This window comes from Paraburkholderia fungorum (genome assembly GCF_900099835.1).
Lineage (GTDB): Bacteria > Pseudomonadota > Gammaproteobacteria > Burkholderiales > Burkholderiaceae > Paraburkholderia > Paraburkholderia fungorum_A.
The window spans coordinates 948,223-962,368 of the sequence record NZ_FNKP01000001.1; the positions used below are offsets into that span (position 1 = coordinate 948,223).

At 65.3% G+C, this 14,146-nt stretch carries 12 protein-coding genes; 7 read left to right on the forward strand and 5 right to left on the reverse strand.

All coding sequences use genetic code 11. The features are described from left to right. Nucleotides 1-35: 35 nt before the first annotated feature. Together xdhB and xdhC are read left to right on the forward strand one after the other, a co-directional pair. Nucleotides 36-2,414 carry a xanthine dehydrogenase molybdopterin binding subunit gene (gene xdhB, locus BLS41_RS04255; RefSeq protein ID WP_074763151.1) on the forward strand — a complete coding sequence of 793 codons (2,379 nt, stop codon included), beginning with the start codon at nucleotides 36-38 and terminating at the stop codon, nucleotides 2,412-2,414. Between the two features lie 32 nt (nucleotides 2,415-2,446). Further along, nucleotides 2,447-3,013, forward strand: a complete 567-nt coding sequence (gene xdhC, locus BLS41_RS04260; protein WP_083379977.1) for a xanthine dehydrogenase accessory protein XdhC — start codon at nucleotides 2,447-2,449, stop codon at nucleotides 3,011-3,013. Nucleotides 3,014-3,252: 239 nt separating this feature from the next. On the opposite strand, the gene BLS41_RS04265 is transcribed toward xdhC, so the two are convergent. The 3 genes from BLS41_RS04265 to BLS41_RS04275 form a co-directional block, all read right to left on the reverse strand. Next, entirely contained in the window at nucleotides 3,253-4,236 is a 984-nt protein-coding gene (locus BLS41_RS04265; RefSeq protein WP_074766280.1) for a LysR substrate-binding domain-containing protein, read from the reverse strand. A 336-nt stretch (nucleotides 4,237-4,572) separates the two neighbouring features. Next, nucleotides 4,573-5,226, reverse strand: coding sequence for a 2-hydroxychromene-2-carboxylate isomerase (locus tag BLS41_RS04270; protein WP_074763153.1), 654 nt, complete (start codon nucleotides 5,224-5,226; stop codon nucleotides 4,573-4,575). A 93-nt stretch (nucleotides 5,227-5,319) separates the two neighbouring features. Beyond that, nucleotides 5,320-6,936 carry a TAXI family TRAP transporter solute-binding subunit gene (locus tag BLS41_RS04275; RefSeq protein ID WP_074763154.1) on the reverse strand — a complete coding sequence of 539 codons (1,617 nt, stop codon included), beginning with the start codon at nucleotides 6,934-6,936 and terminating at the stop codon, nucleotides 5,320-5,322. Nucleotides 6,937-7,626: 690 nt separating this feature from the next. Between BLS41_RS04275 and BLS41_RS04280 the strand changes: the two genes are divergently transcribed. Beyond that, entirely contained in the window at nucleotides 7,627-7,974 is a 348-nt protein-coding gene (locus BLS41_RS04280; RefSeq protein WP_074763155.1) for a BON domain-containing protein, read from the forward strand. Between the two features lie 331 nt (nucleotides 7,975-8,305). Continuing rightward, nucleotides 8,306-8,554: a hypothetical protein gene (locus BLS41_RS04285; protein ID WP_074763156.1), complete on the forward strand. Its 249-nt coding sequence runs from the start codon at nucleotides 8,306-8,308 to the stop codon at nucleotides 8,552-8,554. Nucleotides 8,555-8,681: 127 nt separating this feature from the next. On the opposite strand, the gene BLS41_RS04290 is transcribed toward BLS41_RS04285, so the two are convergent. Both BLS41_RS04290 and BLS41_RS04295 read right to left on the reverse strand, forming a co-directional pair. Further along, the gene (locus BLS41_RS04290) at nucleotides 8,682-9,470 is read right to left on the reverse strand and encodes a sulfite exporter TauE/SafE family protein (RefSeq protein ID WP_074763157.1); all 789 of its coding nucleotides are present in this window, start codon (nucleotides 9,468-9,470) and stop codon (nucleotides 8,682-8,684) included. 303 nt (nucleotides 9,471-9,773) lie between these two features. Next, nucleotides 9,774-10,415, reverse strand: a complete 642-nt coding sequence (locus BLS41_RS04295) for a LysE family translocator (RefSeq protein ID WP_074763158.1) — start codon at nucleotides 10,413-10,415, stop codon at nucleotides 9,774-9,776. Between the two features lie 333 nt (nucleotides 10,416-10,748). On the opposite strand from BLS41_RS04295, the gene BLS41_RS04300 reads away from it, so the two are divergent. The 3 genes from BLS41_RS04300 (at nucleotide 10,749) to BLS41_RS04310 (ending at nucleotide 14,145) form a co-directional block, all read left to right on the forward strand. Next, nucleotides 10,749-11,642, forward strand: coding sequence for a LysR family transcriptional regulator (locus tag BLS41_RS04300; RefSeq protein ID WP_074763159.1), 894 nt, complete (start codon nucleotides 10,749-10,751; stop codon nucleotides 11,640-11,642). Between the two features lie 302 nt (nucleotides 11,643-11,944). Beyond that, a complete protein-coding gene (locus tag BLS41_RS04305; RefSeq protein WP_074763160.1) occupies nucleotides 11,945-12,925 on the forward strand; it encodes a hydroxymethylglutaryl-CoA lyase in 981 nt (326 codons plus the stop codon). Beyond that, nucleotides 12,922-14,145 carry a CaiB/BaiF CoA transferase family protein gene (locus BLS41_RS04310; protein WP_074763161.1) on the forward strand — a complete coding sequence of 408 codons (1,224 nt, stop codon included), beginning with the start codon at nucleotides 12,922-12,924 and terminating at the stop codon, nucleotides 14,143-14,145. The genes BLS41_RS04305 and BLS41_RS04310 overlap by 4 nt, the downstream gene beginning before the upstream one ends. The last annotated feature ends 1 nt before the right edge of the window (nucleotide 14,146 follow it).

Consider the following 14,146-nt stretch of genomic DNA (forward strand, 5'->3'; position numbering starts at 1 on the left):
GCGCCGCGCATTCGAAGCCTACGGAGAACAACACAATGAATCAGCAAGCCGAACCGTTCCTCAAAGACCTGAAGGAGCTTGACGACTTCACGCAGGTCCACGTCTCGCGTCCGCACGAATCCGCGCATCTGCATGTGAGCGGCCGCGCCACTTATACCGACGACATCCCGACGCTCGCCGGCACGCTGCACGCCGCGCTCGGTCTGTCGACGAAACCTCACGCGAAGATCGTGTCGATGGCGCTCGACAAGGTGCGCGCGACGCCCGGCGTCGTCGCGATCTTCACCGCGGACGATATTCCCGGCGTCAACGACGTGGGCCCGATCATCCACGGCGACGATCCGATTCTCGCGGACGGCGTCGTGCAATACGTCGGTCAGCCGATTTTTATCGTGGTCGCGACGTCGCACGAAACGGCACGCCTTGCTGCGCGCCGCGCTGAGATCGTCTACGAAGAATTGCCCGCGATCCTGACCGCGCAGCAGGCGCGTGCGGCGAACCAGCACGTCTTGCCGCCGATGAAACTCGCGCGCGGTGAAGCCGGTACGAAGATCGCGCGCGCCGCGCATCGCGAGGCCGGTGAAATGCTGCTCGGCGGGCAGGAGCAGTTCTATCTGGAAGGGCAGATTTCGTACGCGGTGCCGAAGGACGACGACGGCATGCACGTCTACTGTTCGACGCAGCATCCGACCGAAATGCAGCACATGGTCGCGCATGCGTTGGGCGTGGCGTCGCATAACGTGCTGATCGAATGCCGGCGGATGGGCGGCGGCTTCGGCGGCAAGGAATCGCAATCGGGGTTGTTCGCGTGCTGCGCCGCGCTGGCTGCATGGAAGCTGCTGTGCCCGGTGAAACTGCGTCCGGACCGCGACGACGACATGATGGTCACCGGCAAGCGTCACGATTTTCACTACACGTATGAAGTCGGTTACGACGACCAGGGCGTGATCGACGGCGTGACGGTGGACATGACGTCGCGCTGCGGTTTTTCCGCCGACCTGTCCGGTCCCGTGATGACCCGCGCGCTGTGCCACTTCGACAACGCGTACTGGCTGTCCGACGTGACGATCGATGGCTTCTGCGGCAAGACCAACACGCAGTCGAACACGGCGTTTCGTGGTTTCGGCGGACCGCAAGGCGCGTTCGCGATCGAATACATCATGGACAACGTCGCGCGCTCGGTCGGCGAAGATGCGCTCGACGTGCGCCGCCGCAATCTGTATGGCAAGACCGAGCGCAACCAGACGCCGTATGGCCAGATTGTCGAAGACAACGTGATTCACGAACTGATCGACGAACTCGAGGCGACCAGCGAATATCGCGCGCGCCGCGCGGCGATCAACGAATTCAATGCGAACAACGAAGTGCTGAAGAAAGGGCTGGCGCTGACGCCGGTCAAGTTCGGCATTGCGTTCAACGTGACGCACTTCAACCAGGCCGGCGCGCTCGTCCACATCTATACCGACGGCTCGGTGCTCGTGAATCACGGCGGCACCGAGATGGGCCAGGGCTTGAACACGAAGGTCGCGCAGGTCGTCGCGCACGAACTGGGCGTCGGCTTCAACCGCATTCGCGTGACCGCGACGGACACCAGCAAGATCGCCAATACGTCGGCGACGGCGGCATCGACGGGTTCTGATTTGAATGGCAAGGCCGCTCAGGATGCCGCGCGCCAGTTGCGCGAGCGTCTGTCCGCGTTTGCCGCCGAGCGTTTCGGCGCGGGCAATGTGAGCGCGTCGGAAGTGCGTTTTCTGCATGACCGCGTGGTGGTAGGCGAAGTGATCGTGCCGTTCGAAGAGGTGATCGCGAAGGCGTATGTCGCGCGAGTCCAGTTGTGGTCGGACGGCTTTTACGCGACGCCGAAACTCTACTGGGATCAGTCGAAGCTGCAAGGCCGGCCGTTCTACTACTACTCGTACGGTGCGGCCGTGTCGGAAGTGGTGATCGACACGCTGACCGGCGAAATGCGCGTGCTGCGCGCGGACGCGTTGCATGACGTGGGCGCATCGCTGAATCCCGCGCTCGACGTGGGTCAGGTGGAAGGTGCGTTCATCCAGGGTATGGGCTGGCTCACGACCGAGGAGTTGTGGTGGAACGCGGGCGGCAAGCTGATGACGCATGCGCCGTCCACGTACAAGATTCCGACCGTCAACGATACGCCGCCGGACTTCCGCGTCAGGCTGTTCAAGAACCGCAATGCCGAGGACAGCATCCATCGTTCGAAGGCGACTGGCGAGCCGCCGTTGCTGCTGCCGTTCTCGGTGTTCTTTGCGGTGCGCGATGCGGTGTCGGCGGTGGGCGACCACAAGGTCAATCCGCCGCTGAACGCACCGGCCACCAGCGAGGAAATTCTCAAGGCGGTCGGCGCGGTGCGGGCTGCAACCGTCGAGTCGCGTAACGTGGCGCGCGTTTAACAGCCGGTTCGGCATTGATGGGAATGATCGACATGAACGTTTCTTCGTCCATCCAGATCGGCCGGCGCAGCGCCGTCCAGTTGCCGCGTCCGGCGCCGATGCACATCGTGCTGTTCGGCGCGGGTCACGTCGGGCACGCACTCGTAACGCTGCTCGGCAGCTTGCCGTGCGTGGTCCAGTGGGTCGACGAGCGCGACGAACTGTTTCCCGACGAGACGCCGCCCAACGTGCAGATCGAGGCCACCGACACGCCCGATGTCATCGTCGATACCGCGCCTGCGGGAGCGTATTTTCTGGTGATGACGCATAACCACGCGCTCGATTTTTCGCTCGCCGCACGCATCATGCGACGCCGCGATTTCACGTACTTCGGGATGATCGGCTCGAAGACGAAGCGGGTGAAATTCGAGCGACGATTGCTGGAGCGTGGCGTCGAACTGGACCGGCTCGTCGAGATGACGTGTCCGATCGGCGTGGGCGGTATCGTCGATAAAGCGCCGTCGGCGATTGCGGTTGCGGTGTGCGCGGAGTTATTGCAGATCCGCAGCCGGCAGATGGCGGCGCAGGTCGCGATACAGAAGCTTTGCGCGACGGTTTGAGGGGGAACTTTCGCGCTTGAAAAAGTGAGCGGAGTGGGGCGGCGCGCGGAGGTTGAGCGAGTGGTTGGCGTGGTATGCGATATAACGCGCCGGATACGCCGCGCGAGACGTGACGCTTGACGCTGGCCGCGCGTGAATGCGACGCGCTTGCTCCTGAAGCCCACATGGCATGAACGTGCGCGCGTCGCGCTTTTACCGCCGGCTTCACTTCAGGAGCCGCGTCGCCCGCGGCAGACTCGTCAACTCTCCTCAGCGGCCACCACCTTCCTGCGCTCAGGCCGCTTTGCGCGCCGTACTTTCCGCGCGACCAGTTCATCCGACACCTGGGACATCAGCGCCCGCAGCCAGCCCACATCGCTCGGCCGGTCAGGATGCGGATGCCACATCTGATAACACTTGATCCGCGGAAACGCGATCGGCACTTCGACGATCGCGAGCGGCAGCATGTTCGCGTAGTGAGCCGCGAACCGGCGCGTAGTCGTGAAGATCAGATCCGATTGCAGCAATGTCTGCGGTACGAGTCCGAAGTACGGCAGCGTGGCGACGATGCGCCGCTCGGCGCGCGCGCGTGCAAAACCCGTATCGATAGCCCCGCCGCGCGCGCCGCTATACGGCGTCGGCGCGAGATGCGGCGCGGCGAGATACGCCTCGCGCGTCATCGGCACGCGGGTGAGCGGGTGATCGGCGCGCATCAGACAGACGACCGTATCCGCGAACAGATCGCTGCGCTCGAAACGCGGATCGGGCTTCGGCCAGTTGCCGATCACGAGATCGAGTTCACCGGCGTCGAGCGCGGCGGAGTGATCGAGCAACGGTCCGAGCGATTCGATCTCGAGCCGCGCATGCGGCGCCGCTTCGCGAAAGTGCGCGATGACGGTCGGCATGAAGAAGTCGTTCAGATAATCCGGCGCGGCCACGCGGAACGTGCGGCGCGAGCGGCCCGGATCGAAGTCGCCGTGCGGCGTCGCGACGAAATCGACTTCGCGCAGCACGCGTTGCGCGGACGCCAGCAGTGACTCGCCATATTCGGTCGGCACCATGCCCGACTTGCCGCGCACGAGGATGGGGTCGTTCAGCGTCTCGCGCAGTTTGCGCAGCGCGGTGCTGATCGCGGGCTGAGTCTGGTTCAGACGCAGCGCGGTCTGCGTGACGCTGCGCTCGACCAGCAGCGTGCGCAGTACGCGCACGAGCCAGATGTCGAGAGAGGCGGCGGTGTCATCCATGGTCAGGGCGAGGCGGTGCAGGCGGATCAGGCCGGTGAAGCGTCGAACGAAGCCGCCTGCGGGACGGCCCGCGTACGGGGCGCAAAAGTTTATAACCTTAGGCCCGTTTGCGGTGTAGCGGCATAGCGGCGACGGTATGCCCAGCATCAGCGGGACTGTTTCGCTGCGATTGCGCGGGCGCAGGGCAGGGCGTGCGGAACCGCGTGCGTCATGTTTTGCGCTCGGGCGACCTGACGCGATGTTGCATGCCGCCGACCGTCTACCTGATTACCTCGAACCCGCCGCGTGACTCCTTGAAAACAGCAGCCCGGCTGAAACCGCGCGCAACGATCCAATTCAGGTCGTCGGCTCGAGTGACCCCGGCGGCAACGAACTCACCCGCTTCACTTCCCGCGATTCGAGCCAGTTCGGCGTACGCGCGCAGTACAGCACCATCGGCAGCGCGTCTTCCCCCCAGAACAACTGTTCGTTCAGACGAAAGGTCGGCACGCCATACACGCCCAGGCCGATTGCATCGGTCGTATTACGCTGTAATTGCGCCTTCACGGCTTCGCTTTTGATCAGATCAGGACCGTCCGCCACGCCGACGCGTTCGCAGAGTTCGGCGAACGCGGCATCGCTGGACGGATCGCGGCCTTCGCGCCAGATAAAGCGGAAAATCTCCCGCACAAACTGGATGTCGTTATTCGCGGCGGCGGTGGCGAGCAGCAGCGGCTTCATCGAATCGAACGGATGCGACGGCGGCATCTTGTACGGAATGCCGAGTTGCTCCGCGCGGAACAGCGCGTGGCGGTACATGAAGATGCGTTTGGCGGGCACGCTGTAGGCCGGCTGTTGCCCCCAATGCTTATACAGATCGTTCAGCACCACCGGTGTGAACGCGTAGTCGAAGCCGGGCCATTTGTCGTGCTGCTCGAGCAACAGATAAGTAAACGGCGAGACAAAGTCGTAAAACCACAGCGGTTGCGTGGCGTCGATGCCAACGGTCATAAATGTCTCCCGGATTGCCTGCTTCGGACGGTGTGTCTGTCATACCGTCGAAATTGTAATGATCTTACGCGGTGCGGTCGTGGCTTGCACCGGTCAATATGCTTTCGGGTTGGGGGTGCCGGAGGTATCGGCGATTGCGCCGCCGTCGCCCGCTTCGTTCGCTTTGCGCGCCTCGTTCGTGGCTGGCGCCGCTGGCTCGGCGACTTCCTGTGCGGGTTGGCGGGGCGTGCCGGGTGTCCCGGTTCCGTGCCCGGGATTGGGATGAGGATTCGCGCCGGTGTCCTGCGGATGGTGCGGCCGATTGGGCGTGCCAATGTCGTCGCTGTCGTCGCTGCTTTCAGAACCCTCGTCCGCATCGTCCGTCTGCATCTCGCGCGCTTGCGTGAGCCGCCGGCGCACGAAGCCGATATGTTCGCGCAGCACATAAAACTGATCCGCGTACGCAAGCGGCATCTTCAGCCCGTTGACGGAGTCCTCGATCGCGTCGAGCCGTTCGATCAGCGACGCGCGCTCGGCCGCCGAGTGTTCGCTGAGCGCGCTGCGCTCGATCGCGATCAGCGAGCCGTACCAGCGGTAAATCCGCGACTTGACCCGCCATGCGTACAGCCCCGGCACGATCCGCAATGCCGGGATCAGCAACACGATCAGCGGGACGACGACCACCAGCAGCCGGTCGGCGAGGCTCGCGATCCAGAACGGCAGCGTCCGGTAGAGGAAGCTCTTGCCCGACTTGTAATAGCGCGCGGCGTCGTCGCTGATCGGGAAATCGTGTGACAGCGGCGCGGGGAATTCGCCCGCGCGCTGCATGATGCTGGCCCCGCCGTGCACCTCGCGCGCGGCCTCGATCAGCAGATCCGACAGCGCGGGATGCAGCGAGTCGCGCGCGACCAGTTCGGCGGTCGGCGCGACCATGTTGATCGACGCCGACGGCAGATTCTTGCCGAGGTCGAACGCGCCCATCGGCATCCTGAGCTGGGTCAGGTAAGGGAAGCGGCGCGTGTACGCGTCGGCCTGCGAGAAGTCGTAAAAACGCACGTTCGGCGTGCGGTACAGCTTGCCCATCACGGCCGGTTGCGCCGAATCGCCCGCGAGGAAGGCCGCGTCGACCTTGCCGGAGACCAGCGCTTCGGCGGCGTCGTCGCCCGACAGCGGCAACAGTCTGGTCGGGCCGCCCGGCACGATACCGTTGGCTTTGAGCAACGCCAGAGCCAGTTCGCGCGTGCCGCTGCCCTCGGCGCCGACGGCCAGCCGCTGACCCTTGAATTCGGAGAGCCACATGACCGGCGGCCCGTGATAGAAAATCGCCAGCGGCACATAGGCGACGCTGCCGAGCGACATCAGCCCTTTGACCGGCGCGCCCGGCGAGATGCCGTCCTGCACGAAGCCGACATCGACCTTTGCGGCCGGGTCCGAAAGCCGTTTGAGATTTTCCACCGAGCCTTCCGACGACAGCACGGTCAGCGTGATGCGGTTGCGCGCCAGGATGGTCTTGTACTTCTGCGCGGCGTTCCAGAAGGTACTGCCTTCGGGGCCGGCGCTGATGGTGAGCGTGTTCGGCGGCGCGGGCTGGATGAGCCGCACGGCGACCCAGATCGCGACGATGACGAGCAGCAGGATCGGCCCGAACGACACCGCCAGATCGCGCCAGGAGATCGCGACGAAGCGGGCGACGAGTCGGGGAGGGCTTTTGCGGCCGGTGGCTGGCTTCATCGGATGACGTGACGGCGACGGTCGAAAGTGAACGGGGACAGCGTTGTACGGTGCGGAAAGCGGGTGAATCCGGCGATGCGGGCATGGCAGGCCTGGGTGGCAGCCGGAGCGCCAGCGCGCGTCGCGCCGATGGTACCTGAGATTCACGCGCTGGCGGAACGCAGCGCGGCGGCTGGCGCCGACAAACCCGTAACAAAACGTGAACGCTGGATGAATGCCGGGTGAACGGCGGGTGAACATCGTATGACGCTGTTGCGGATGCCGTAGCCGCCACTTCAAAGCCGCCCGCGCCACACCCGGACACCGTATGCAACAGCCGTCCACGCCAGCCACCCGCCATCCCGCAGGCGACTAAACCCTTTGCGCTTCAGGCTCGCCTGGATTAAATTGGCAGCGCTGCCGCGAACCAACGTTTGCGCGGCGCGACCCGGCACGACACACAAGAACCGGGCGCGTCGACAGACTTCGCGGCTTGCGGGTTTCCTCGCCGTCCGACATGCCCGCCATCGCATGCGGAAAACGGCAGACGGCAGCCCGCCTCTCCAGCCTCTCGCACATCGTGTTGCAGCCATGTCGGCCGCCGCCGCGCCGCGTCGCGTTTTGTCGCGTCGCGCCGGAAGCGGTCGCCGGGAGTCGTAGCCAAGCCGCTAATACATGCGGTCCAATGTGAAACTAAGGAGCAGAGAAACTATGAAATCGGTCGGTTTTCTGAAAACGCTGGGTTCGGTTGTAGCGATGGTGGTGGCGTGCAACGTGTACGCGCAGGCAAGCGATGCACCGGCCACGGTTTCCCCGGCGGCGTCCAACGTCAAGGCCGGCAAGCGGGCGAATAACCAGCTGGGCCGCAAGGTGCGCGCCGCCCTCACGAAAACGCAGGGCCTCGACGTGTCGAATATCGCCGTGCGCGCTCGCGGCGGTGCAGTGACGCTGACGGGCACGGTGCCCGACCAAGGCCAGATCGACTCCGCCGGTACGGCCGCCAAGGGTGTTGCAGGCGTGTCGTCGGTATCGAACAAGCTGACGGTCATGCAACAGTAATCGGTCTGTTATGAGCATGCGGCACGAATCGGTGCTGCATCCGGCAGACGCTGACCGCGAACCGCGCATCGGGATGGTGCGAGGTGGTGGAGCCGGCTAGAAACCGGAAGGCGCCATCTTGATGCAGGTTTGCAAGCCAGGCTTCGGCAACTCGCCGAAGCTTTTTTTTCGTCCTTTATTTTTCGACGCGAGGCTTTTTTGAAACGGGGATGATGGGCTGACGCCGTTGCGCCCCGGCCTTTAGCGCTGCGACGGCCCGTCCGTGCGCTGTGACACATTGTTGACGTGTGCCGAGGCGTACTGTGGATGCATGGGAACCGGAGCGAACGTCATGGGAACCACGCTTTTGCGCTATACCGATCTGCCGATCGGCGATCGGGCGGCTTTCGAACTGGTCTGCGCGCGGCACGGTTTCACGCCGGTGCATTTCGACATCAGTGCGTGCGCGACGTCCGGCGAGCCTGCGCACGAGCGGCTCGTCACGGTGCGACGCGGCGGTTGGGCGCAGTCTTATCGAGACCGGCACGGGCAATGGATACGGCAGTTCGAGGCGGATCTGACCTGCCGGTTTTTCAAGTAGGCGGCGGGTGGTGAGAGGCGAACGCGCATCGTCGTCGATGTGCGCGCTCGTGCTCATGCTTGCATCAGTGCATCCGGCCGCTGTATGGCCATAACCCACGCCGGAGAAGCGGTTCGCGACCCGAGTCTCAGGCCAGCACCAGCCGCGCGCCGACCAGCGTCAGCGTGGCGGCCAGCAGATTGCGCAGCAGCGCATCCGGCGCGCGCGACGACAGATAGCTGCCGACCGCGATACCCGGCAACGATCCCACCAGCAGCGACAGCAGCATCGACCAGTCGATCGAACCCAGCAGCCAGTGCCCCGCGCCCGCCAGCAGCGTGAGCGGCACCGCATGCGCAATGTCCGAGCCGACGATGCGCGTGGTCGGCAGCAGCGGATACAGCAGCAGCAACACCGTCACGCCGATCGCGCCCGCGCCCACCGAAGTCAGCGAAACCAGCACGCCGAGCACCGCGCCCGTCAGCATGGTCAGCGCCAGCGTGCGGCCCTGTTTCGGCACGCGCTGCCGGCGTGCGCCGAGCGCCGCGAGCTTCGGACGAAATACCAGCGCCACCGCCGTGACCAGCAATGCCGCGCCGAGCACGATCTGGATCAGGCGGCTCGCGCCGGGCGTGTCCATTCCATAGCGATGCAGCAGGATCAGCGTGATCGTGGCCGCCGGGACGCTGCCGGCGGCGAGGCGCAGCGTGATCTGCCAGTCGACCGAACCTTTCAGGCCGTGCACGAGCGTGCCGGTCGCCTTGGTCGCCGCCGCATACAGCAGGTCGGTGCCCACGGCGGTGGCCGGATGCACGTTGAACAGCAGGACCAGGATCGGTGTCATCAACGAGCCGCCGCCGACGCCCGTCAGTCCGACCAGGAAGCCGACGAACAGGCCGGAGACGGAGTACAGCAGATCGATGTGGGGAAGTGCCATTGAGCGGACCGTCGACGGTCGGGTGGAGTTGAACGGAGTGCGCGCATTGCACGCAGCGGACTGATCGGCGGGCGGGCTGCCAGAGCTTTTGGGGCCGAGGTGCTTGCGTCTGCCTGCGCGGTCGGCCGGAGTGCGGCGGGGAGGTCGCGGCCAGCGCGCCACAGGCCCGCTGCGATGCGGCGAAAGCCGCTATTGTCGCAAAACTGCCGCGCTTGCGTACAACACACGCTCAACCGGGGCCGCGCGCGCTGTGCCGCCCACTACCGGTTTCTGCCGATGTCGGCCGTGCGCGGCCCGTTCCGCTCAAAGCGCGCGGCGGATTTCGACGACGCCGAATGCGGCCAGCGTGAAGCCGACGATCCGGTCGATGGCGACCCGCAGCCTGCTGCCGATCGCGTGCCGCGCAAGCGACACCACGGTCACGAGGAAGCACCACCACGCGATCGATCCGCAGAACACGCCGCCGACCGTGGTCAGCGCGATCGTCGACGAGAACGCGCCGCGCGGCGCGAGCGTCGTGAACAGCGCGGCGAACATGATGACGGTCTGCGGATTGGTCAGCGTGAGCAGCAGCGAACTCGCATAGGCGCGCAGCGCGCCGGCGCGGCCGACCTGCGAGAGCTTGCCGTCACCGTTGCCATTGGTGGTGTCGGTGGCGGGCTTTTGCAGCAGCGTGCGCACCCCGAGATACAGCAGGAACAGACCGGCGATCAGATGCAATGGACGGTCGTACGCGAGCATGAACTGCGAGATACCGACCAGACCGAGCGCGGCGATCAAACCGTAGACGGCATCACCGGTTGCAATCCCGAAGCCGATTGCCAGGCCCGCGCGCGGGCCGCCGGTCAGCGTTCGGCGGATGCACAGCATGCCCATCGGACCGACCGGCGCGGCGATCGCCAGGCCGACGCCCGCAGCGGTGAAGAACAGACTGGTGGTGGACATGGAAGGCCCTTGACTGGTTGTTATCGGGTGAGGTGGCGCTTGGCTGTCAGTGCCGTTTGCTACGAAGACGGGCTCGGGCCGCTGGCAAGCCTCCCAGCATAGCCACACCGAAAAACCCGGACAAGACCGGGCAATGCCGGAGAAGCTTCGTTTGACTGTAGGGCGAGAGATGACAGAAGGCGCGGAATATGAGTAATAGAAGCCCCGGCACGAAGACGCCCCCGCACGAACCGGCCCGCCCAGCCAGCGAGCCGTGGATACCCTAAGCCGGGCTCCGTCACCGCGTCACTCGGGCATAATTTTCCACTTCTATTTTCCGAGACGCGCCCGCTCATGTGGCAGATCGATCAGATGTCACTGCGCTTGTTCATCGCCGTGTGCGAGGAAGGCACGATTGCGCGCGCGGCCGAGCGGGAGTTCATCGCGCCGTCGGCGGTCAGCAAGCGGCTCGCCGATCTCGAAGCGCTGGTCGACGTCGCGTTGCTGTCGCGCAGCCAGCGCGGCGTGCGCGCGACCGCCGCCGGCGAAGCGCTGCTGCGGCACGCGCGGCTCATCATGCGCGGTCACGAACGCCTGCAGGCCGAACTCAGCGAATACGCGGCCGGCGCACGCGGTCATGTGCGGGTGCTGGCGAACGTGTCGTCGATGGTGGAGTTTCTGCCCGAGGCATTGTCGGTGTTTCTGAAGGCGCATCCGCAGATTCGCGTGGATGTCGAGGAGCGCGTGAGCGGGGAAATCGTCCGCGGCCTGGAAGAAGGCGTCGCCGATCTCGGCATCTGCCGCGACGTCGTGCCGATGGGCAGCCTCGATGTCATTCCATATCGCGCCGATCATCTCGCGCTGATCGTGCCGCGCGCACATCCGCTGGCAGGCGAGGTCTCGGTCGGTTTCGCCGAGACGCTGGCTTTCGATCATCTCGGGCTGGCGTCGAATGCGTCGGTGAATGCGTTGATGCAGCGCATCGCCGTCGAGAAGGGCAGCGAACTCAACTACCGCACTTACGTGTCGACCTTCGACGCCGCTTACCGTTTCATCCAGGCCGGACTCGCGGTGGCGATCCTGCCGCGCGAAGCGCTGCCCCGTCATGCCGCCGACGAATACGGCATCGTCGCGGTGCCGTTGCGCGAAGCGTGGGCCGAGCGGCGCTTCGTGATCTGCATGCGCGACCGCAGCGCGCTGACGCTCGCGGCGTCGCATCTGCTCGATCATTTGCTCAAGGTAGCTTGAGTGTGGACGGCTCGCCGAAAGACGCATCTCCGGCTGCGCCAGCGCGCCTTGCTGCGTGACGTATCGACGCTTTGACACGCGGCTTGCCCGCGCCCCGGCGCTGCAATCACCCCCTGACAAGCCCTTAAGGGTTTCCCCTTCGCTCCCGGAAACGGCCGCCGCGTCGGCGTGAGCGGCCATCGCGAGCGGCGATGGAGTGCGTCGTCAACGCAGACTTTTCGACACGCCTGCGCACGGGCACGCTGTCACCCAATGCTTCATTTCCCGCCTCCCCGGCCGGATTCCAGATTGGGACTACAACCATGAGTGACACCCACGAACGCGTCGTCGTGACCGAGGTCGGCATGCGCGACGGCCTGCAAAGCATCGCCCGCACGATGCCCACCGAGTTCAAGCGACGCTGGATCGACGCCGCCTATGCAGCGGGCGTGCGGCATATGGAAGTCGCGTCGTTCGTGCCGGCGAAATTGCTGCCGCAAATGGCCGATGCCGACGAAATCATCGCCCACGCGCTGACGTACGACGACCTGATCGTGACCGCTTTGGTGCCGAACCTGAAGGGCGCGCAGCGTGCGCTCGACGCAGGCGTGCACCGGATCGTCGCGCCGGTGTCGGTGAGCGCCGCGCATAGTCTCGCCAATGTGCGCAAGACGCCCGCTGAAATGATCGACGCGTTTGCCGGGATGCGCGATCTGATAGACAGCGCAGCGGCGCAAGGCGCGCGACGCGTCGAGTTGATCGCCGGGTTATCGACGGTGTTCGGCTGCACGCTGCAAGGCGCGGTGCCTTACGCGGACATCGCGGCCATCGCACGGGACGCCGTCGAGGCGGGCGCCGATGTCATCGCGCTCGGCGACACCACCGGCGAGGCGACGCCGCGCCAGGTCCGCGAGATCATCGAACTGGTGCGCGACGTGGCCGGCGACACGCTGCGCTCGCTGCATTTTCACGACACGCGCGGCCTCGGCCTCGCCAACACGGTGATCGCGCTGCAACACGGGATTCGCGAATTCGACGCGTCGCTGGCAGGGCTCGGCGGTTGCCCGCATGCGCCGGGCGCGACCGGCAACGTCAATACCGAAGACCTCGTGTTCATGCTCGACAGCATGGGCTACGACACGGGCATCGATCTCACCCGCCTCATCGCATCGCGCGACGTGCTCGCCGAAGCATTGCCCGGCGAACCGTTGTACGGCTATCTCGCACGCGCCGGTTTGCCGAAGCAGTTCGCCGCTGCCGGCGGTCGTCGTCTCGAACCTTCTCTTTCGCAGGTGCTGCAATGAATACTTTTCCGTCCACGCCGGAGCAACCGGCGTTGCCGCTCGCGGGCATCCGCGTGATCGAGTTGTCGCATATGGTGATGGGCCCGACCTGCGGGATGATTCTCGGCGACCTCGGCGCGGAAGTGATCAAGGTCGAGCCGCCGCGCGGCGATGGAACGCGTCGGCTGCTCGGTACGGGCGCGGGCTTTTTCCGCACCTTCAATCGAAACAAGAAGAGCGTCGCGCTCGATCTCGATAGCGAAGCGGGCCTGGCCGCGTTGCACAAACTCGTCGATACCGCCGACGTGTTCGTCGAAAACTTCAAGCCGGGCCGCATGGCGAGCCTCGGTCTGGATTACGCGACGCTGCGCGCGCGCAATCCAGAACTGATCTACGTGTCGCACAAGGGCTTTCTCAACGGTCCTTACGAACACCGTCTCGCGCTCGACGAAGTCGTGCAGATGATGGCGGGCCTCGCCTACATGACGGGGCCGGTGGGGCGTCCGCTGCGCGCGGGCAGTTCGGTCAACGACATCATGGGCGGCATGTTCGGCGCGATCGGCGTGCTCGCCGCGTTGCACGAGCGGCACGCGAGCGGACGCGGCAAGGAAGTGCAGAGCGCGCTGTTCGAGAACTGCGTGCTGCTGTCCGCGCAACATATGCAGCAGTTTGCCGCGACGGGTGTGCCCGCGGCACCGATGCCCGAGCGGATCAGCGCGTGGGCGGTGTATGACGTGTTCACGCTCGCGCACGGCGAGCAGATGTTTATCGCCGCTACAGGCGACGGTCAATGGCGCGCGCTGTGCGCGATTCTCGAGCGTGGCGATCTGCTTGCCGATCCGCGTCTCGCGACCAACAACGATCGCGTGCTGGCGCGAGAGTGGTTGCTGAAAACATTGGGCGAGACGCTGAACCGGTTCGAAGGCGCGGCACTCGTGCCGTTGTTCGAGCGCGATCATATTCCGTTCGCGTCGATCACCAAACCCGAGGAACTGTTCGACGATCCGCATCTGAACGAAAGCGGTGGCCTCGCTCGTCTGACGCTCGACGACGGCAGCGAAACCGCCATGCCGCTGCTGCCGATTTCGATGGATGGTGCGCGTTTGCAGCCGCGCCGGCCGATTGCGAAGATCGGCGAGCACACGGCGGAGGTGCTGCGCGGATTGGGCTATGACGAGGAGCAGGTTGCGGCGTTGGGCGGTGAGGTGAGAGGGACGCGGGTGCCGCGCGAGGCGGCTTGAT